Source organism: Sphingobium sp. WTD-1, assembly GCF_030128825.1.
In the GTDB taxonomy this organism is placed as follows: domain Bacteria; phylum Pseudomonadota; class Alphaproteobacteria; order Sphingomonadales; family Sphingomonadaceae; genus Sphingobium.
This window is the reverse complement of the sequence record NZ_CP119127.1, coordinates 2,830,957-2,851,002: the sequence shown is the minus strand read 5'-3', so window position 1 is coordinate 2,851,002 and position 20,046 is coordinate 2,830,957. Positions and strand designations below refer to the sequence as shown.

The 20,046-nt window shown below is 63.4% G+C and carries 19 protein-coding genes and 1 tRNA gene; 5 read left to right on the top strand and 15 right to left on the bottom strand.

The features are described 5' to 3' along the window. Window positions 1-23 precede the first annotated feature (23 nt). Window positions 24-548: a GNAT family N-acetyltransferase gene (locus N6H05_RS14155; RefSeq protein ID WP_284110069.1), complete on the top strand. Its 525-nt coding sequence runs from the start codon at window positions 24-26 to the stop codon at window positions 546-548. 63 nt (window positions 549-611) lie between these two features. Here N6H05_RS14155 and N6H05_RS14150 read toward each other — a convergent pair whose 3' ends face one another. From N6H05_RS14150 to N6H05_RS14115, 8 genes are all read right to left on the bottom strand, one after another. Continuing rightward, the gene (locus N6H05_RS14150) at window positions 612-1,226 is read right to left on the bottom strand and encodes a F0F1 ATP synthase subunit B family protein (protein ID WP_284110068.1); all 615 of its coding nucleotides are present in this window, start codon (window positions 1,224-1,226) and stop codon (window positions 612-614) included. Then, window positions 1,219-1,713 (bottom strand): F0F1 ATP synthase subunit B family protein, encoded by a 495-nt coding sequence (locus N6H05_RS14145; RefSeq protein ID WP_004207391.1) that lies wholly within the window; start codon window positions 1,711-1,713, stop codon window positions 1,219-1,221. Before N6H05_RS14145 ends, N6H05_RS14150 begins: the two co-directional genes overlap by 8 nt. A gap of 67 nt (window positions 1,714-1,780) precedes the next feature. Further along, complete coding sequence (locus N6H05_RS14140) at window positions 1,781-2,008, bottom strand: F0F1 ATP synthase subunit C (RefSeq protein WP_004207392.1); 228 nt, start codon at window positions 2,006-2,008, stop codon at window positions 1,781-1,783. Window positions 2,009-2,060: 52 nt separating this feature from the next. Further along, the gene (locus N6H05_RS14135; RefSeq protein WP_017503282.1) at window positions 2,061-2,846 is read right to left on the bottom strand and encodes a F0F1 ATP synthase subunit A; all 786 of its coding nucleotides are present in this window, start codon (window positions 2,844-2,846) and stop codon (window positions 2,061-2,063) included. A 46-nt stretch (window positions 2,847-2,892) separates the two neighbouring features. Further along, window positions 2,893-3,216, bottom strand: a complete 324-nt coding sequence (locus tag N6H05_RS14130) for an AtpZ/AtpI family protein (protein ID WP_284114236.1) — start codon at window positions 3,214-3,216, stop codon at window positions 2,893-2,895. Between the two features lie 173 nt (window positions 3,217-3,389). Beyond that, entirely contained in the window at window positions 3,390-3,776 is a 387-nt protein-coding gene (locus N6H05_RS14125) for a YdbL family probable chaperone protein (protein WP_004207395.1), read from the bottom strand. Beyond that, window positions 3,773-3,961: a YnbE family lipoprotein gene (locus N6H05_RS14120; protein WP_004207396.1), complete on the bottom strand. Its 189-nt coding sequence runs from the start codon at window positions 3,959-3,961 to the stop codon at window positions 3,773-3,775. The genes N6H05_RS14125 and N6H05_RS14120 overlap by 4 nt, the downstream gene beginning before the upstream one ends. After that, window positions 3,958-7,197 carry an intermembrane phospholipid transport protein YdbH family protein gene (locus N6H05_RS14115; RefSeq protein WP_284110064.1) on the bottom strand — a complete coding sequence of 1,080 codons (3,240 nt, stop codon included), beginning with the start codon at window positions 7,195-7,197 and terminating at the stop codon, window positions 3,958-3,960. Before N6H05_RS14115 ends, N6H05_RS14120 begins: the two co-directional genes overlap by 4 nt. Window positions 7,198-7,349: 152 nt before the next feature. On the opposite strand from N6H05_RS14115, the gene radC reads away from it, so the two are divergent. Further along, window positions 7,350-8,042 carry a RadC family protein gene (gene radC / locus N6H05_RS14110; protein WP_004207398.1) on the top strand — a complete coding sequence of 231 codons (693 nt, stop codon included), beginning with the start codon at window positions 7,350-7,352 and terminating at the stop codon, window positions 8,040-8,042. Window positions 8,043-8,044: 2 nt separating this feature from the next. On the opposite strand, the gene N6H05_RS14105 is transcribed toward radC, so the two are convergent. The 3 genes from N6H05_RS14105 to N6H05_RS14095 all read right to left on the bottom strand — a co-directional run bounded on the left by N6H05_RS14105 (window position 8,045) and on the right by N6H05_RS14095 (window position 10,480). Further along, a complete protein-coding gene (locus N6H05_RS14105) occupies window positions 8,045-8,425 on the bottom strand; it encodes a VOC family protein (RefSeq protein WP_284110062.1) in 381 nt (126 codons plus the stop codon). A gap of 97 nt (window positions 8,426-8,522) precedes the next feature. Next, complete coding sequence (locus N6H05_RS14100) at window positions 8,523-9,914, bottom strand: DEAD/DEAH box helicase (protein WP_284110061.1); 1,392 nt, start codon at window positions 9,912-9,914, stop codon at window positions 8,523-8,525. Between the two features lie 134 nt (window positions 9,915-10,048). Next, on the bottom strand, window positions 10,049-10,480 hold the full coding sequence (locus N6H05_RS14095) for a hypothetical protein (RefSeq protein ID WP_284110060.1): 432 nt from the start codon (window positions 10,478-10,480) through the stop codon (window positions 10,049-10,051). Between the two features lie 77 nt (window positions 10,481-10,557). Between N6H05_RS14095 and N6H05_RS14090 the strand changes: the two genes are divergently transcribed. From N6H05_RS14090 to N6H05_RS14080, 3 genes are all read left to right on the top strand, one after another. Beyond that, window positions 10,558-12,012: an FAD-binding oxidoreductase gene (locus N6H05_RS14090; protein WP_284110059.1), complete on the top strand. Its 1,455-nt coding sequence runs from the start codon at window positions 10,558-10,560 to the stop codon at window positions 12,010-12,012. 116 nt (window positions 12,013-12,128) lie between these two features. Continuing rightward, window positions 12,129-12,917 carry a SapC family protein gene (locus N6H05_RS14085; RefSeq protein WP_284110058.1) on the top strand — a complete coding sequence of 263 codons (789 nt, stop codon included), beginning with the start codon at window positions 12,129-12,131 and terminating at the stop codon, window positions 12,915-12,917. Window positions 12,918-13,226: 309 nt separating this feature from the next. After that, a tRNA-Glu gene (locus tag N6H05_RS14080) sits at window positions 13,227-13,301 on the top strand. Window positions 13,302-14,096: 795 nt separating this feature from the next. On the opposite strand, the gene N6H05_RS14075 is transcribed toward N6H05_RS14080, so the two are convergent. From N6H05_RS14075 to N6H05_RS14060, 4 genes are read right to left on the bottom strand one after another with little or no spacing between them, the layout of a single operon-like run. Further along, window positions 14,097-14,636 (bottom strand): lytic transglycosylase domain-containing protein, encoded by a 540-nt coding sequence (locus N6H05_RS14075; protein ID WP_278988293.1) that lies wholly within the window; start codon window positions 14,634-14,636, stop codon window positions 14,097-14,099. After that, window positions 14,620-17,553, bottom strand: a complete 2,934-nt coding sequence (mobF, locus tag N6H05_RS14070) for a MobF family relaxase (RefSeq protein WP_284110057.1) — start codon at window positions 17,551-17,553, stop codon at window positions 14,620-14,622. The genes N6H05_RS14075 and mobF overlap by 17 nt, the downstream gene beginning before the upstream one ends. After that, window positions 17,550-19,553 carry a type IV secretion system DNA-binding domain-containing protein gene (locus tag N6H05_RS14065; RefSeq protein ID WP_278988576.1) on the bottom strand — a complete coding sequence of 668 codons (2,004 nt, stop codon included), beginning with the start codon at window positions 19,551-19,553 and terminating at the stop codon, window positions 17,550-17,552. The genes mobF and N6H05_RS14065 overlap by 4 nt, the downstream gene beginning before the upstream one ends. Beyond that, entirely contained in the window at window positions 19,550-19,852 is a 303-nt protein-coding gene (locus N6H05_RS14060) for a toxin-antitoxin system HicB family antitoxin (RefSeq protein ID WP_278988577.1), read from the bottom strand. The genes N6H05_RS14065 and N6H05_RS14060 overlap by 4 nt, the downstream gene beginning before the upstream one ends. Window positions 19,853-20,046 lie beyond the last annotated feature (194 nt).

The following is a 20,046-nucleotide window of genomic DNA, read 5'->3' as shown; positions in this document are numbered from 1 at the left end:
GCTGGCGCGCCTATGACCGCCCCATGCTCCATCTCCTTCCCTTCACCCCCGATCATTACTCCACCCTGTCCGGCTGGTTCGGCAGCGACGCGGACGTCGTTCAGTGGGGCGGGCCCTATGTCCATTTCCCACTGTCCGACGAACAGATGGCTGGGATGCTGGACGAAGGACGCAGCGATCCGCCCGCGCGCCTGTGCTGGATGGCGCAGGACGGCGATCGACTGGTCGGCCATGTCCAGATCGCCTTCGACTGGCGCAACGGCAATGCCACGCTGGGCCGGGTCGCGATTGCGCCCGATGCGAGGGGCCGGGGCCTAGCGGTGCCGATGTTGCGCCTTGCGCTCGCCAGCGCCTTTGCCTTCGATGCGATCGAGCGGCTGGAACTCAATGTCTATGCCTGGAACCGGCCCGCCATCCGCAGCTATGAGCGGCTGGGCTTCGTGACCGAAGGCATCCGCCTGTCCTCCGTCCGGGTCGGCGATGCGCGATGGGATACCGCGATCATGCGGATGCTGCGATCCGAATGGACCGACGGCACGCCAGCCTGAAACCAAACAAAAAGGGCCGGCGCCTTGCGGTGCCGACCCTTTTGCTAATTCTGCCTGTTTCGATCAGGCGACCGGGCCAAGACCCTTGATCGCATCATCGACCAGCGCCTTGTCCGCCTTGGCATCATGGCCTTCGGCAATCAGGGCGACGGCAGCGCCGGTAGCGGCCTTCACCGCCTTGGCACGAATGTCGGCCAGTGCGCTGCGCTCAGCCGCACCGATCTTGTCTTCCGCCATCTTCTGGCGACGGGCGACCAGATCGGCAGCCTGCACCTTGGCATCGGACAGAAGCGTTTCGGCTTCATGCTCGGCCGACTTGCGCATGGCGTCGGCTTCGCCGGCCGCAGCGGCCAGCTTGGCTTCATATTCGCCCTTGAGCGCTTCGGCTTCGGCACGAAGCTTCGATGCTTCGGCCAGCTGTTCCTTGATCTGGGCAATCCGGCCATCCAGCACGCCGCCGATCAGGCTGGGCACCTTCTTGATCAGCAGAATGACGATGAACACCGCCATCGCCAGGCTGACCCAGGCAGTCGCGTCCATGCCGACCGCCTTGGGATCGGTATGCGGCGCGACGCCTTCATGCGCCACGGTGCCAACCGGCTCCATGCCTTCGGCGTGGATTGCCTGATTGAGGTGCGGGGCCTGCGCCTCGCTATGCTCTACTGCTGCCTCAGCCATGAGCCAGTGCCGCCTTTACTGCGTTGCGGGCCGCTTCGTCCGACGCTTCCACGCCGGAAATCCGGACGACCATGTCGCGCGCCGCATCGGCGGCGACGGTTTCAATCTGTGCCATGGCGGCATCCGTGGCGGTCTTGATCCGGGCTTCGGCAGCGCCGATCTTGTCCTGGATCTCCGCATCGGCGGCGGCCAGCTTCGCTTCCGAAGCCTTGGCGGCATCCGCCTTCGCCTTGGCCAGCGTCGCCTGGGCGGCGGTACGGCTTTCGGCATCACGGACGCGATAGTCCGCTTCCGCTTCATCGGCGCGGGCGAAGGCTGCCTTGGCAGCATCGAGATCACCCGAAATCTTCGCGTCGCGCGCGTCGGCCGTCGCCTGCACCTTGGGCACCATGCCGCGGCCGATGACGAAGAAGACGAAGCCGAACGTCAGCAGCAGCCAGAAGATCTGGGAAGCATAGGTATCGGCGATTTGCGCGATTTGAGGCATTTTTTTCCGTCCGAAAAGGGGGCGGTCGTCAAGGGGCAGGCAGCCAGGCTGCCCGCCCCGTCGATCTTTAGGCCACGAAGACCAGGATCATGGCGATAACGAACGCCAGCAGACCCAGAAGTTCGGCGGCGGCGAAGCCGATGAACAGGCGACCCTGCTGGCCGTCAGCGGCACCCGGATTGCGCAGCGCGCCTTCGAGGAACGAGCTGAAGACGTTGCCCACACCGAGGGCGGCAATGCCCGCACCGATCGCGGCCAGGCCAGCACCGAGCAGCTTTGCGGCTTCTGCGTCCATGTTCTAAACTCCTTTTTCTAAACCAATTAAGCGTTGAAGAATGTACGAAAACTCAGTGCAGGTTTTCGGCGTCGTTGATGTAGACCGAGGTCAGCAGCGCAAACACATAGGCCTGGATCACGGCGACCAGCACTTCGAGTGCGCTGATACCGACCATCAGCACGAAGCTGGCGGCACCGACGGTCAGACCGAAACCGGGGCCAGCATTCGAGCTGTTGATGACGAAGCCGGCCAGCACCTTGAGCAGCACGTGTCCGGCGGTCATCGCCACGAACAGTCGCAGGCCCAGGCTGAACGGACGCACCATGAACGAGATCAGCTCGATCGGGAAAATGACCGGGATCATCGGCAGGGGCGTGCCGTGCGGCACGAACAGGGAGAAGAAGTGCAGCCCATGCTTCCAGAAGCCCACGATCAGCACGATCGAGAAGCTCATGATCGCCAGCACGCCGGTGGCGGTGAAGTGGCTGGTGAAGGTGAAGGGGTGGACCCCGACCAGACCCAGCGGCAGCAGACCCAGAAGGTTGGCCATCAGGATGAACATGAAGAGCGAGAAGACATAGGGAATGTACTTCTTGCCGCCCTCGCCCACGTTCGAGATCAGCAGGTTCTTGATGAAGCCGGTGAAATATTCGACCGCCATCTGCCAACGACCGGGCACCAGTTCACGCTTCATGCCGCCGATCACGAAGATCCACAGCACCACCGCAGCAGCGACCATATAGAGCGCACTGTTGGTGAAGGCGATGTTGAAGCCGCCGATGGACAGGTGATCGGTACCGAACAGCGGTTCGATCGCAAACTGATGCATCGGATCGATTTTGCCGGATTCTGCCACTTGGACCCCTGTACCGTCTAATATTCGGACTAAGACAAAAGCGCCCCTATTGATCGGAACGCTTCGTCTTCGTCAATCTGATGATGTTCCTGAACGCCGCCACGATCCCGAGACCGAGGAAGACAAGCAGGAGCCATGGGGATGTGCCAAGCAGCCGGTCGAGAACCCAGCCGATCAACGCACCACCGACAAGACCACCGATCAGCTCTGCGAGAACCCTGTTGCCCAGACGCGAACCATCGTCCGCCTGCTGCACCTTCGTCCCCTGTCTGACCTGCTCGGCATGTTCCGCCTGCGCAATTCTCGCTTCCAGTGAAGCGATCCGCGCATCTTCCCCCGCCGGGTCCTGCCCGGATTCACCCGCAACCATTGCCAATCCTTCCATCAGGCTGAAACCCAATGGCAGGCGGCATGGCGCTTGCGGCTGCACCCGTCAAGGCGCGGCCCGTTTAGAAAGGGGATGACGGATAGTCAACTATACTTGGGCAGGAGATTATCCTGCCCAGACGAACTGGCGGTCAAAGTCCGCCAGCCACGCGCGTTTTACTGGCCTGCGGTTGCGCAATAGGCCGGCAAAGAGATCGCCCCGGCGCCCTTGGTCTGCCAGGCACCACCGCCGACGCGATAGACCTGCCCCGGCTTCACCCGGCTGCTGAGCGTCTGGCAGCCGGTTGCGGCCGCCACATCCTGCACCGTCACGCCGCGCTTGCCGGCCAGATCGGTATAGACGGCCCGACGCTTGATGTTGATCGATTCGACCTCGGCCCGCACATCCGCGCCCACCGTGCCGGCGATGCCCAGATAGCCATCGGCCTGCTCGCCCACCGTGCCGGCGGCGATCGCGGCGGCCGCACCACCCTGGGCCTGCGCGGCACCGGCCAGAACCAGGCCGCCCAGCACAGCGGCGGCCAGCATGAACTTGCGTGTCATTGCGGGAACAACTCCGGGTTATTGTTGATCAGATCCTTGGCGTCCTTCTCCAGACGGACGACGACCTCCTGCTGGACCTTCACGTTCAGGTTGATCTCGATCGGCTTGTCCGGGGCCTTGACCTGGATGCAGCCCCCCAGGGCCGAAGCGGCCAGACCGGCCATCATGATTGCTGCTATCTTCATTTCGGCTCCGTATTTGACACAGTCTCGCTTGCCGCAGGCTGAACCGCAAGACCAGATTGCAGATCGGCCGCGCTTTGTGCGCGCATCTTCTGCTGGGCATCCTCGCCAATCTGGTCGCGGATCACCTGCGACGGGTCGACATAGGATTGGGCGGATTTCATCAGGCCGCGGAACGGCGCGGAAATCCGCACGTTGAAGATGAAGGGCAGGCCGACGAAGCTTTTCGCTATCCCCTGCGGCGCACCGCCCAATTGCCCCCGGTTGACGCCGTTGAACACCACATTGGTCACCATCTCTCCATCCAGCGCGCCATCCATCAGGATGGTGAGGCATTTATATTGCAGATCCTTCAGCGCATCGAAGGCGACCTTGCCCATAACTCCGACTTGTTCGTTCGACACCGGCCCCACATAGGACAGCACGCCGGACTGGCGCGTGGGATCGCAGGGGATGCTCGGCAGCACGCCCTCGGGCATGATCAGCGGCGCCATGCCCTGCTGTCGCGCGACCAGTACGCCGCCGGCAACCCGCCCGCCCTGCGCATTGAAGATTAGCGGCATGATGCCGTCAAACGTGCCGGTGGCCGACACGTTCTTGAGGTCCATCGCCTGGATGAAGGCACCAGCGTCGAGGCCGATGACCCGGAAGGTCAGATAGCGGTCGACATCGGCACCAAAGTCCATGGTCGTGGGCAGAAGCACCAGTTCACCGCCCGAAAAGGGAAAGCCGCCACCCTCTATATGCACCTCCTGGCCGGCACCCAGGCGATAACGCACCGTACCATTGCGTGCCTCGACGCCCGGATTGACCAGCGCGATTCGCGCCTCCTGTCCGGTCGGCGTCACCATGTTGAGCAGGTCGGAGAAGCGGATCTCGCCAGACAGTCCCTCGACCGGGCCGAAGGCCGCCGCCAGATCCAGCCGATCGGTCCGGAAGACGCCATCGCTGCTGACATCGGAACCGGTCCAGCGGATATGCCCCTCGCCGGTCACGCGGCCAGCGACATTGGCGATCACGCCAAGCGTCAACGGCGTCAGTTCTTCCGGCTGCAATCCAGGCCCGAAGCCAAGGTCCGGCACGGTCAGGTCGGCACGTCCCTTCCCGCTGCCCAGGTCATGCGCAATATCGGCGCGCGCCACCGTGGCCCCCTTGCCCGGCACCTGCAGCGTGCCGGTCGCGGTGATTCGGCCATCCTTCATCGACAAGGCGAAGTCAGGCACAGTCAGCGGGTTGAAGCGCACCGAAGGCTGCGCATCGCGCACCTGCATCCCCGCCTTGAGCGACAGTGCCCCCTTGGCAAAGGCCCAGCCGCCCGCCCCCTGCTCAACGATCAGCGGCACGGTGCCGATCCGTCCGCCCGCGCCCTTGATGTCGCCGGCAAAGCCATCCTTCGTCGCCGCACCGGTGACGCTCGTCGCCGACAGGCGCACCGGCGCATCCTCCGGGCCAATGGCGAAATCGGCGTTGCCCAGGGTGAAGCCGGTCTGGCCCAATATCAGCCGGGCATTGTCCGCCTTGAGCCGCATCGGGCTGTCACCGCTTCGCCCGTTCAGCGCGACATTGCGAAGCTCCGCACCGCCCTTCATGCCGCCCGGCCCCATCGCGAAGAGCGCCGAATTGGGCAGGGGGCAGAGCGTCTGCCGGGTCTGCCCCAGCGCGAAGCTGCCATAGCGCGCTTCCAGCAATGTCAGTGGCGCGCAATGTTCGTTGATCGCGATCGCGCCATTAGACGCCAGCCGGCCATCGATCGGTAGGCCAAGACCGCGAACAGCCCCATCAGGCAGCGGCCCATCCAGCCGCAACGCGGTCGTGAAGCGCGTATCGCCCTTCGGCCCGGCAACGAATCGGACGGGCTCGAACGCCAGTCGGGCGCCGTCGGCCGTATAGGGATCGATGAACAACTGCCCGCCAAAACCGCCGCCGGCGCGGCGGGCCAGCCGGAGCGCCGCCTTGGGCAAGCCGCCGCCCTGCGACGTGATCGCACCGTCCAGCGCCCAGTCGATCGCCGCGCCGCCCTTGCCCGGCCAGGCCAGCGTCACCCGGCCGTCCCGCGCCACGGCCACCTGCGCGCCGCTGCGCGCTGCAAATTCGGTATCGGTCAGCACCAGACTGCCGGCATCGCCCTTCTGCGCCAGTGCCACCCGCGCCCGCAGCAGATTATCCTCCCCGGCCCGCCGTGCCGCATCCGCCAACCGCAGGGCCAAAGGCGCCACCGGCGTGCCCGCCGTCGAGGTCCGCAATGCCGCCAGCGGATCGCGCCCGGCCATCCGCCCGTTCCGGGCGGTCAGATCGCCACTGAAGGTCGCATCACCGCCGCGCAGCGTCCAGTCACCGGCCAGTTCGGTTGGCCCCGCCAGCACCCCGGCACCGGAAAAGGCGCGCGCGCCGATCCGCGCTCGTCCCGCCATGGCCATGGCCGAACCGTCGAACTCGATCCGACCGACGGGGGCGGCCAGCAACATGCCCTGCGCCTTGAGCGCCTCGCCCGCCAGCTTGGCCGATCCGTTCCAGCGGTCCAGCCCCTGCCCCAGCCACAGATCGATCTCGGCCGTCGGCGCAGCCATCGCCATATCCGCGCAGGCGAGCGCATCGCCCTTGATCGGCCCGCGCAGGTGCGGCCGGCCGTCCACCATCGCCACATCCAGCCAGGCACTGGCCTTGGCCACGCCACAGCCGGCCATCCGTGCCCCGGGCATGGCAGCGGCCAACTTGCCGCGGAAACCCGATTTCAGATTGCCGTTACCATCGATCTGCATGCCGACTGCCCCCGCATCGGTATCCAGCCGCAACTGCGCGTCGCGCAGATGAAGCAGCAGGTCGGGCATGGCGAAGGGGGCGGTCGAATCGGGATCGCGAAACTTGTCCAGCTCGCCTAGCGTCAGCACGCCTTCGCGATAGGCGCCGCGCATCCGCACGCCACCGGCGCGAACCGCTGCCACCTGTGGCGTCACCCCGGAAAAGGCGATGTCGACCTCCACCCAGCGGGCGGTCAGGTCCGGCCGCGCCGGATCGCCCAGCACGACATTCTCGATCCGCTGGGTGCGCAGGCCCACCTGCGTCAGGTCATAATTGGCCTGGACCCCGCGCCGGTTCAGTTCGCGATTGACGAAATTCTCCGCGATCGGCGCGCGTTGCGTCCACAGCGCAACCAGCACCAGGCCGAGCGAACCCGTCCCGACACCCAGCCAGCGCAGCCAGCCCCGGCGAATTTCGGCTTCGCCGTTCTCGTCTTCCATCTGCCTGGCCAACCCCGACTTTCGCTCGCACTTCAGGTCCGTAACGCATCCATAACGTCCGACCCATTGGAAATATCCACCCCTGAAATAGCCTTGCCCACGAAATCCGCAAAGCCTAGCCTTCATTTGCCGGGGAATGGGGGATCGCCAGCATGACCGAAAAGGACGAACGCGCGAGCCAGGATGGCGCCGGTCATCGCGCCCGCCTGCGCCAGCGCCTGGCCGAAGGCGGCGACGGGCTGCTCGACCATGAACTGATCGAATATCTGCTCGCCCTCGCCATCCCCCGCCGCGACACCAAACCGCTGGCCCGGCTGCTGCTGCGCGAATTTGGCGGGATCGGCGGATTGATGGCGGCCGACTGGCAGGCGATCGCACGGGTGCCCGGCATGGGCGACACCAGCGTCGCCGCGATCAAGATCGTCCAGGCAACGGCGCTGCGCATGCTGCGCAACGATGTGGCGGAACGACCTGTGCTGGGCAGTTGGCAGGCGCTGCTCGACTATCTGCGCGCCGACATGGCCTATCTCCATGTCGAACGCGTGCGGGTGCTGCACCTCAACAGCCGCAACATGCTGATCCGCGACGAGAATATGGGCGACGGATCGATCGACCAGGCGGCCATATATACGCGTGAGGTTATCAAGCGGGCCATGGAACTGGGATCGGCAGCCCTGATCCTGGTGCATAATCACCCGTCGGGCGATCCATCGCCCAGCAAGCAGGATATCGAGATCACCCGCCAGATCGTCGAGGCCGGCAAGCGGCTGGGCATCGGCGTCCATGACCATATCATCATTGGCGCGCAGGGGCATAGCAGCCTGCGCGCGCAGGGACTATTATAGCGTCAGGCGCCCTCGATCAGTTCGGACGGCCAGCCGATGCGCACCAGCAGTCCATCCGGCCCGTTGATCCCGACCTCATACAGCCCCCATTCGCGATGGCGCAAAATGCCGCCCGGCCGGATGACCAGGTCATCGACCCGCGCCGCGATCGCCGCCACATCCGGCGTGCGCAGATAGACGCCAAAGGGATTATGCGCCGGCACATCCCAGGGCGGCGCGCCGGCCTGGGTCAGATGCACCTCGCAGCCCCATCCCTCCATGATATGATAATGGTGATCGCCGCCGATCCGCGCGAAGCCCAGTCTTTCCCAGAAGGCCAGCGCGACCGCGACGTCATTGCTGGGCACGATCGCGAAAGCGCCAACACCTGGAATTGCGGACATGGCCTTACCCTCCCGTTGCGTCGTCATGGCCACATAACAAAAAGGCCCCCGCCATGCCTGCGCGTGACGGGGGCCTTTTCAATCAGCGTGGCGCCGTTCAGCCGCCAAAACCGAAGTTGAGGAATTCGGGCACCGGACCGTTCCAGCCATCATCCGGACCATCATCGGGTTCCTGACGGCGGCTATGCGGCGCTGGCCGTGCAGCCGGCGCGTCGCGGCGATCGTCACGACGATCATCCCGCTTGTCGCTGCGCCGGTCATCTTTGCGCTCGGGCTTGCGGCGCGCGTCGCGGCCACCGGACCGCTCATTGTCGCGCTCCTCGCGATCGGCGTTGCGCGGCTCTTCCTTGGTGCGCGGCGCAGGCGCCGCCGCTACCGGCGTTTCGACATAGTCGATCTTGGTGCCGATCAGCTTCTGGATATTGTCGATCGCCTCGGCATCCTCCGCCGCGACGAAGGTATAGGCAACGCCCTTGGCCCCCGCGCGACCGGTACGGCCGATGCGGTGGACATAGTCATCGGGATGCCAGGGCGCGTCGAAATTGAAGACGTGGCTGACGCCCTTGATATCGAGGCCGCGCGCCGCGACGTCCGACGCCACCAGGATGTTGACGCTGCCATCGCGGAACCGCTCCAGTTCGGCGATGCGCGATGCCTGGTCGATATCGCCATGGATCTCGCCCGACTTGAAGCCGTGACGCTGCAGGCTCTTGTTCAGTTCTCGCACCGTGGTCTTGCGGTTGCAGAAGATCACCGCGCTCTGCACATCTTCTGCTTCCAGCATCGCGCGCAGCGCTTCACGCTTCTTGCGCGAATCGACCTTCACCAGTCGCTGGGTGATGTTGGTCGACGCCGTTGCCGGGCGGGCGACCTCGATCGACTTGGGATTGTCCAGGAAACGATCGGCCAGCTTCTTGATGACCGGCGGCATGGTGGCAGAGAAGAGAAGTGTCTGGCGCTGCGCTGGCAACTTGGTGCAGATTTCCTCGATATCCGGGATGAAACCCATATCGAGCATGCGGTCGGCTTCGTCGATCACCAGCATGTTGCAGCCATTGAGCAAAATCTTGCCGCGCTGGAACAGGTCCATCAGGCGGCCAGGCGTTGCAATCAACACGTCGACGCCCTTTTCCAGCGCCTTGATCTGGTCGCCCATCTGCACGCCGCCGATCAGCAGCGCCATGGAGAGCTTGTGATATTTGCCGTATTTCTCGAAATTCTCGGCCACCTGGGCAGCGAGCTCGCGGGTCGGCTCCAGGATCAGACTGCGCGGCATCAGCGCGCGGGCGCGGCCATGCGCGAGGATGTCGATCATCGGCAGCACGAAGCTCGCCGTCTTGCCGGTGCCCGTCTGCGCGATGCCGATGATATCCTTCATCATCAACACCGGCGGGATCGCCTGCGCCTGGATCGGCGTAGGCGTGTCGTAACCGGCCTCGGTTACGGCCTTGAGCAATTCGTCGGAAAGGCCGAGATCGGCAAAAGTCATTCAAATGTCCGGGACAGGAGGTACTCCGCTCGCCACGAAGACGAGACAGAAATCGCGCGCGCCTTGCGGAAATATCAGCACCTTGTCAAGGAAATCGCGCATTTTCGCTCGTTCGGAAGATGCTTTTTATCCGCTCAATCTTCAGGTTCGGCCTCCACCAGCCGCCTGAAGCTGTCGATCCCGCAACTCGCGCCACTGCGCGCCTGCAATTCATCCCGCCCCGAACAGAGCGACCCATCCTCGTCCGGCTCGACATAGAAACCCGAATAGAAGCTGGCGGAATCACATCCTCGCTCCAGCCGCGCGCGATAGCGATGCTTGTCCGCCAGGATCAGGTCCACCCCGTTGGACACCACGATGCTAGCCCCGCGAATCGATCGCAGCGCCACGCAGCGCGGCCCCTTTTTCTCTTCCCACCGCTCATCGCTCTTGGGCACGACTCGCATTGGCGCCCGCCCCTTGGCCATCGGAACACGAATGATCACGCGCTGCTCGATCGTCAGTTGCGCCCATTGCACCGGGTCGGCAGCAGGCACTGCAAGCAGCATCAGGATGGTATGAACCAAGCGGAACCCCTTTTGGGAGTGGCAAGCTATCGGCCAACGGTTGAACCGTCGATGAATTCCGGGGCATAGCATGTCCCATGACAGAACAAGCCATAATCGCACAGGATGCCATCGATCGCTTCGTCGCCCTGCTCGGTCCCAAGGGCGTCATCACCGATGCCGATGATATCGCCCCCTGGGTCAGCGACTGGCGCGGCCGCTATCATGGAACGGCCCGCGCGATCCTGTCCCCTGCCTCGACGCGCGAAGTGGCCGACTGCGTGGCGTTGGCCGCGGAACTGGGCGTTGCGCTGGTGCCCCAAGGCGGAAACACCTCAATGGTCGGTGGCGCCACGCCGCCCGCCGATGGATCGGCCTTGATCCTTTCACTCCGCCGCATGAACCATATTCGCAGCCTGTCAGCCGACGACAATCTGGCGGTGTGCGAGGCCGGCGTCATCCTTTCCAACCTGCACGACGCCGCGGAAGCGGCCGGCCGTCGTTTTCCGCTCAGCCTGGGCGCCAAGGGATCGGCCACGATCGGCGGCCTCGTCTCGACCAATGCCGGCGGCACCCAGGTGCTGCGCCACGGCACGATGCGCGCGCTGGTCGAGGGGATCGAGGCGGTACTGCCCGACGGCAGCATCTTCGACGGGCTGGACGCGCTCAAGAAGGATAATCGCGGCTATGACATCAAGCAGTTGCTGATCGGCGCGGAGGGCACGCTGGGCGTCATCACCGCAGCCACCCTCCGGCTCGTCCCGGCCATCGCCGCCCGTGCCGTTGGCTGGGTCGGCGTGCAGACGCCCACCGATGCCCTCGCCCTGCTGCGCCTGGTCGAAGGCGAACTGGGCGACAGCGTCGAAGGGTTCGAGGTGATTGCCGACGATGGCCTTGGCCATGTCCTCTCCCATATTCCCGGCACGCGCTGCCCGATCGAGACCCGCACGCCCTGGCATGTGCTGATCGAAGTCGACCATGGCGACATGCGCGAGCCCGGCCCGACCGAACGGCTGGAAGGCGCGCTCGGCCTGGCGCTGGAACGCGGTATCGCGATCGACGCCGCCATTGCCGCCAGTGAAGCCCAGGCAGAGGCCTTCTGGCGCATCCGCGAATCCCTGTCGGAATCCGAAAAGGCACAGGGGCCGGCGCTGCAATATGATATTAGCGTGCCGGTGCCGCGCATGCCGGCCTTCATGCTGGAGACTTCCGCCGCCACCGAAGCCGCCTTCCCCGGCACGACCGCCTCTTCCTTCGGCCATCTGGGCGACGGCAATGTCCATTTCCATGTCCGCGCGCCCAGGGGCACCAGCGACGGCCCGGCCTGGATCGCCGCACAGGGCCAGGCGATCAACGCCTTCGTCCATGACGCGGTGGTCGCCGCGGGCGGCTCCATCTCGGCCGAACATGGCATCGGCCAGATGAAGCGGGCCGAACTCGGACGCCTCGCCAGCCCGGCCCGCATCCATGCCCTGCGCGCGATCAAGGCAGCCTTCGATCCGGGCGGAATCATGAATCCCGACAAGCTCATCCCTCGCCCCGACGAGGGTTGAGCGCAGCACGTCCACAAAGCGATTGCCTAGCGGGATGGCTCCGATTATCCCGTCACACCCATATTCGGATCAGCGACGCAAGCCTTGCGCGCTTTCTAACAGGACGGAACAACATCATGGCCAGCGCGCCCGCGAACAGCCTTCCCATCTTCTACAACGACCTGATCCCGCTCAGCACCGTGGATCACGCTGATTATCGCACTCAGCCGGTCGATGCCGCTCCGTTCCTGGTGACCCAGCATGCCGTGCCGCTGACGATCGACGAATTCGTCTCGGCCCAGCGCTTCGTGCCGATCATCTTCTCGGCCGGCCAGGATTCGGTGCCGCTCGCGCTGATGGGCCTCAATGAGGGCGTGAACGTCTTCGTCGACGACGAAGGCAAGCTGCGCGGCCCGGCCTATGTCCCGGCCTATGTCCGCCGCTATCCCTGGATGCTGGCCAAGCTGCGCTCCGACAGCGACGAACTCTCGCTCTGCTTCGATCCGACCAGCAAGGCAATCGGCACCGAAGGCGACGGCCCGGTCCTGTTCGAAAATGGCCAGCCGACCGACGTGACCAAGGGCATCCTGAAGTTCTGCGAAGATTTCGAGCAGGCAGCCGCCCGCACCGGCCAGTTCATGAAGGATCTCGCCGAAATGGACCTGCTGATGGACGGCGAAGTCGCGATCCAGACCCCGAACAACGAACAGCCCTTCGTCTATCGCGGCTTCCGCATGGTGAACGAGGAAAAGCTGCGCGACCTGCGTGGTGACCAGCTGCGCAAGATCAACCAGAACGGCCTGCTGCCGCTGATCCACGCCCATCTGTTCTCGCTGCAACTGATGCGCGAGATTTTCGAAGCGCAGATCGGTCAGGGCAAGGGCCCGATCGCCGCGCCGGCCGCGCCGGTGGCCGTGGAAGCCTGAAAGCCCGATTAACTCCGTTAATCGCAAATATATCGGATCAGGGTGGGGCTTGCTCTTGAAAGCAGCCTCGCCCTGTCCTATTTCTGTTGTATGCGATGCACCTGCCCCCCTTTCGGGTGTATCGTGTAGGGCGCCTCCCCCTTGGAGGCGTCTCCTCCCTGAACCTGGCCACCCCGTGCATCGCATGGGGTGGTTTTTTATGGGCCGCAGTCGACACAGGTGGCTGCAAGAACTTTTCACCGCTTTCGCTTGACGCCATCGCCTACCCTGCCTAAAGGCACGCCCCTGCCTGTCGCCCATGCGACATATGGCCCCTTCGTCTAGCGGTTAGGACGCGGCCCTCTCACGGCTGAAACACGGGTTCGATTCCCGTAGGGGTCACCAATCTTTTCAATGACTTAGCTCTTGAGGTTGGCCCAAAAATACCATTTTGCCTATTTCTTGTCCTTTTGACCTTGTGGGATTGCGTAGGACGCGCTCGGAAAAATTTTTTGATGAGCTGCGGCCTAGTGCCTCCACGCCGGCACAGCTGGCCAGCGTTGCGCAGCGCGAGGCTCCACCTGCCTGAGCCCCGCTCCGCATTCTTGTCTGGGCTTCAGCGTGATCGCCGTCGCTCGATCGCCTCACGCAAACTTGCAACCATGATCAAAGTCGAACTTCGATCTTTTACGATCTCCAGCTCGCCGGATTTGATCAGCTCATAGAGGCGGGACCGGCTTAACCCCGTCATTGTCACCGCTACCGCTATCCTTACGCTGATGGGATCAATGAGTGTAGGTGGCTTTGACTTCTCGACGGGGAGTGGCGCGTTAAATCTTGGCAGGCTCTTACGCACGGCAGAACGTCTCCTAGTTGGAGTCTGCCAGATGGGATGAAGCTTTCTCAATCTATCGGAACTATGCGGAATTGGAAGTCCAAAGCTGACAGGTATGGGGCGGCGAAATGCGCGCGCGGCGAGGGCTCATCGTTTGCGAGAATCTTAAACCTGCTGAAAGAGCCGCAGGTCCAGACCCTGACGCCTCACGGTGTCGCCAGCGCGGCACGCCGGCAAGGTACCCGAAAATGGGCTGGTCGAATGAACTTCGAATCGAACATGTGCATTGCGCACGTCACATTCGCTTTTCCTGAATAACGTTGCGGCAGGCTCAGATGCCAGAGGGCGCCGATCATTTTGTTCGCTCAGCGAACTTTTCCTCCAATGCCCCCCGCGCCGGAAGGCGAGAAAATCGCCTCGCCAAACCGGCGCTTCAGATGTTGTGCGACGCTGTGGGCATATCGCTTCTGTCGATCGGAAGTCGGACTGTGATAGACACCCACCGCCTTCCAATAGCTACCTGTCGACATTAGGGCAGCGACGAAAATCCACCGGGCTGCGTTGGCATTGAAGCACGGATCGTAACGCAACCAATTACGAACGTCCTCGGGTGAACGGTCAAGCGTTACTGCGATTTTGGGCACCCACCAGCTGTTGATCTGGAGAGGTCCAAGGTCATGGCTACCGTTGCGGTTCGGCACCGCCGCGCCGATCCATCCTCCTTCCTGGTCGCGTAGTCCCCACAGGGTCACTTCGAGCCATTTCTGCCCTCCAGCCGCCTGCCTGATGCAATTGGCGACCCTCCGTTCATCAGCCGCATCATGACCGGACGTTGCCGCAAGGCCCTCCGATTGCCAGAGGATCAGCACCATCAGGGCGGCTATCCGCTTACCGATCGTGACCATGTGATCGCTCCTCGATGTTCCTGTCTGTGGTACGGTCCTCCGCCTTGGGCGCATCGGCTTGCCGATTCTCCGCAAGTGCCTGCAAATGACGATCGAGCGTCTCGAACAGCGATCGGGCATTGCCAGCAAGACGTCCGGCAATTCCGCGGTCCGGCTCTAGCTGATCCAGTTTGCGCGCGAGCGCCCGACCCTCTGCCTTCCGCCGCTCCTCAACCTGTTCCAGCCTTAGACCCTTCAGCCGGGCATCGTTCCGTGCGGCAAAGTGCCTGCTGTGATCGCGCTGCAGCCGCCCCAAACCTTCGAGCGCTGATGTCTTCTCGCCCGACCGCTCTTCGAGTTTCGCGACGAGCTTTCTAGGGTCTTCCGTCCAGAGTTTGACACCGTACCGGGCGCGCGTGATGGCGGTGTAAAAATTCTGCCCATTGACCAGCGGGGACGCCACGGGGGCCAGCACATAAACGCGGTCATAGGTCTTCGACTGGGCGGAATAGACGGTCTCGGCATAGCCATGGTCCCAGGTCGAATGGCGTCCAAGATCAATCTGCTGGACCCGATCGCCTCGATCCCAGCGAACCGTCGCCACCATGCCGTCGAGCCGCTCCACCGTCCCGCGTTCGGCGTTTTTGAGATCGAGCTCCTTGGTCGCGAGCCGCCATTGGATACGATCACCAGCGGCAAGGTTGCGATGCTCGGAGTGGAATACATTGACCTGCGCCGCCTTGCTCGTGCGGGGATCCCAATTGTGGATGCGCCCCTGCTCGTCAGCCAATCGAACAAGCTGTCGGCCCTTCGCATCACGCACCACGGAGACGACCCTATATTCGCCGTCACGCGCCAGGCCAGCACCGACCTGATCGCGGTTGAATTTCAGAACCTGGCAGCCGGAATAGAAGCGGGCCATCTGCTTCTCTTGGTCGCTGAGGCCGGCCGGCGTCAGCACCGCAAGCCGGGTATCCTCGGCTGCGACGACACCCTCGCGCTGCAATGTCTCGCGGATCTGACTGTTGACGATGAGGCGCGTCGCATTCTCCAGAACGAGGATATTCGTAGTTGCCCGGCTTTCAGGTTTGAGGCGCGTCCATTCGCTCACCAACCCGTTGGCCAGTTCTTCCGCATCGCCGCCACTGACCACCTTATCGAGATGGTCCAGCGATCCGGCATAGTCGCCGGCGCGGGCCTGGGTGACGGCAAGCTTCATCGCCCTGGTTTCTTGCCGCCGCGATTCGACCAGCTCGGCGGTCGCCATGCCCAGTTTCTGCATCAGCCAGAATGCCTTTCCCTGTTCGATCGCGCCGGTCTGCCGATTGTCGCCGAGCAGGATAAGCCTCGCGCCGGTCGCCCGGCTGATCTCCAGCACTCTCAGAGCCTGTCGGTTTCCAAGTTGCCCGGCCTCATCAAGGATCAGGACATCCTTGCTGCTCAGGCCATGCCCGCCGCTCGCCAACAGGCTGGCAACGGTTCGGGACGCAATCTCCGCTCGATCACCCAGTTCAGCTGCGGCAGATGACGTCGGCGCAAGCGCCGTCAGCGCCATCCCCGGATGCGCCGCTTCCTTTAGGGAGCGAACCAGCATCGATTTCCCCGCCCCGGCCACACCATGCACGGCCGTTATCCGGTCTCCTGACAATGCCATGTGCACGAGAGCCTGCTCCTGCGCAGGGGATAGACCAGCGTTTTCCAGTACGGGCAGCAGCCGGTCTGCGCTGGCGACCTGTCTGCCGTCTCCGAGGGAAAGCGCGAGATGCTGGGTCAGCGCCTGTTCCAGCCTCATCGTCCTGCGGCTGGTTCGCCCTCGCGTGAGGATTGCGTCGCCGGTCTGCCCCCGAGTAGCGAGCAGTTTGCGGCGGCTTTCATGATCGATCAGGAGCGGTCTCAGGTCTTCGAACCGAACCTCTCCCACATGGGAGGCAAGGCCTACGGCAATGACACGACCAAGAGGATTGACCGCTTCGCGCCCTTCCGATTGCCTGATCCCGAACAGAGCCGCCCGCGCTGCGTCGGCGGCCTCCACCGGAACGGGGCGTTCGCCCGTCTCCATGGCCTGGGCGAGGACAGCTGCAAGTTTGGGCTCATAGGGGATGAGCCGCGCATGCCAGCGATCGTGCAGCTCGTTCAGGCCGACTTTCACCTTTGGACCGCGCGATTCGTAAAAGCTCTGCCTACGCGCAGCCTGCCCCGATAGGCCATGTTCAGCGGCGTGGGCGTTGATCTGCTCTGCGCGCTGCGACATCTCGTTGATCAGCGCCTTGGGCACGCCCCTGATCTCGAACAATCCGCGGCGCGGATCGAAGTCGATCTCAAATCCATATTCCCGCAAATGGTGGGCAAGGGCGTTGCGGTAGATCTGGCCGCTGGCCATCTGCTCGGCATACATGGCCCGCGTTTCGAGACTGGCCATCGGGTTGCCCGGATCGCGGTTCGTCGTGTTGAGGATCACGATATGGGTATGGAGATGGGGGTCGAGTTCGCGGCTGGCATGCTCGGTAAAGCGTGCCCACAGGAGTCGCCCCGTCGTCTCATGGACGAGTTTCCCTTCTTCCCGTCGGCGCAGCTGGGCATGTTCTTCAAGATAGGAAAGCGCTGCGTCGACGGCCTTCTCATGCGCCGCAACTATTCTCTCATCGCGAAGGGCAAGCGCCATGATCGATACCGACTTCGGTGCGCTGATCGCAAAATCCCAACCGGGATGATGATCGACACCGTCGGCCCGACGTCGCCCCAGTTGCTGGTCCCCGACAGCCCCGCTAAGCAGCGCTCTGAACTGTGCCGGGTCTACCTCACCGTTCAGCCCAAGCTCGCCGGCGAGTGTGCCGCCCCAAGAGGATGTCTCAGCGTCTCCCTTCGTATAATAGTCCCCGACAGTGTAATAGCGGGCGATGTTGCCCGGGGAGCCCTTGAGGCGGCGCGGATGCATCATGCCGGCCTCGCATCGTCACGCTCACCGTTGGAGCGGCTATGCTTGTGGAGGTTGAAGCCACTCCTCGGCCCAAGGAGCTTGGGCGGTTCGGCGTTCGGCGAGTCCCCTTTCTGCTTCGGAACTTCGGCGCCCTTGTGCGCAGGCGGTTCACCCGCAGTTGCTCCTTCGGGTGAGCTGCCGTCCAAGGGCAGCTGCGGCTCGGGCGGCGCTTCCTTCCGAGTGCGACCGCGCTTTTTCTGCGGCGCCTTTTCTGGGGTAGCTGGATCATTGCTCTCCTCGAAACGCTTGGCAGGTTCCGTTCGCTCGACGAACGCCGCCTCGATCGTTGGCAGTCCATTGTATCGATCCCGGAAATGGACAACGGGCAGATTTCTTCCGAACCGGAGAAATCCAGACAGGTTGGGAAGGTTGGTAACCTCGGTATGCATAACCAACGGTCGGGTGACCTGCATGCGGGACAGATTGACGCCGTCCCGCATGTCGTTGACCCCATAGGACATGCCCTCATTGGCCTCGACCTGCTCGACCTGGCCCAAATTTTCCGAAACATGCTTGGCGGTGGGGGTATCGTTCGCCCGTAGCGCCACCCAGGTCGAACAGTAGCCAGTGATCGCTGCCGCATCCTGAATGCCATAGGTTGCTTCCAGCTGCGGATAGGACTGGAACCCCAATATGCCGCATCCGCCATATTTGCGGGCGCGCGCCAGGAAGTCGCTCAGCGAGGGCAGCCGTTGGAGCGTCGGCAGCTCGTCGATGACGCAATAGAGGCGGCGCTTCTGGTCCGGCGGAAGGCTCATGATCGCGCTGATCGCGATGTCGAGCCAGACGGTGACGAGCGGCCGCAGAGAGGGAAGCTGATCGGCTTTCACCGTGATGAAAAGCCAGCTGTCATCCTCTTCATTGGCCACCCAGTCGCGTACGGAGAAGCCATCCAGCGTGTCGTCCAGATAGGAGAAGCTGCGCATGACAGATGCCAGCTCGGCGCGAATGCCCGCGGACGTTCGGTCCCCTTCCATCGAGATGAACGCCGCTGCGTCCGTCCCTTCCGCGAACGCGGCCAGCGTCTTCAAGGGGCTCCGCAGAAGGGTATCGAGCAAGACCGAGATAAGCATCTGCTTGTTCTTCGCAAGCTTGCGGAAGACGGCGACCAGCGTTCCCCTCGCCGCTTTCGCCCAGAAAGGATCACCGCCCTTGTCGGGGATCGTGGATTCCGCGATCTGATCATAATGATAGTCGCGCGGGACATCGACCCAGGGGGACCAGCTATCCGCCCGCGCATCGAGCGGGTTGAGCAATATGTCGTGCCCAGGCCGGTAGAATTTCTCGACGAAGGTACCGGCCGTATCGAACACAATGGCCCGACGGCCCTTCCTACGCATCCCAGCTAGCATCTTGACGATGATGTTGGTCTTGCCCGTCCCCGGCGCGCCGCAGATCAAGATGTGCTCAGGCTCAAACTCTTCAGGGACCGGCACGCCGCCAATGGCGAAGCTTCCGCGCTTCGATCTCCACAGCAGGCGGCGGAGCTGCCGGGCTGTCCCGAACCGGGCGCCGCGGATGAACTGATTGGAGCCGAGCCCCTTCCCCGTTCGCGTGAAATAGAACCAGGCCCACAGAAGCATAAGCGCAGCGAACGCTCCTGACAGGGCAGCACCATAAATCAGATGCTGCTCCATAGCTTGCATGGTCTTCTTCGCGATAGGAGACGCCAGCAGCGCATCCGAGTTCGTCCAATATTGGCGGCCAGCTGGAGTCCTGAACAGGATCGGCGCCCCACCCGGCACGTCGCTTTTCAGCGTAGCTTCGGCGATCTTCATCGCGACGAAGCGCTGATAGTCGCTGGATTTTTCGAGCACATACCAGATGATGCCACCGACCCAGATCGCGAGACCCGCAATCGAAGTCTGGAAGAAGACCTGGGTAGTCATCCTCACATTGTGGACGATGGCCTGACCACCCCGGGTCCAGGAGCCCAAAGTGTCGTTGCGGAAGATGCTCATAGCGCACCATCCTCGGGCGCGAGCAGCCCCCGTTCGAGGAGTAGGGCGCGGGCATCGTCCATGCCCTTCTGGAGGATGTCGGGGCGCCGCGTTCCGACCGAGGCGGCCAAAATGGCGAACACCTGAATGAGGGTCGCCTGCACCTCGTCGAAGCGACCATGATAACCGCCGGCATCGACGCCTTCGAAGCGATCAAGGATATCGCGGACATATTCGGGGAGGCTGAGCCGCGCCGAACGGGCGCCGACGACAAGGCGCTCGTGAAGAGCATCCTTCAGTCTGATATTGATCCTGGGCAAGCGCCGAACTCCTGTTCGTTGCCTGTCCAGATGGGGTGAAGCCCGGCCGTTATACGCCGATTTTCAGGAGATCTCAACGCCTTACGATGGGCATACATGGCACCGGCATGGTGCCAAAGCTTATCAGGCACTTAGCCCTGAATTGCCTTCATATGGTGACCATCTGGTGCCAAGTCCCAATGAAGAAAGCGACA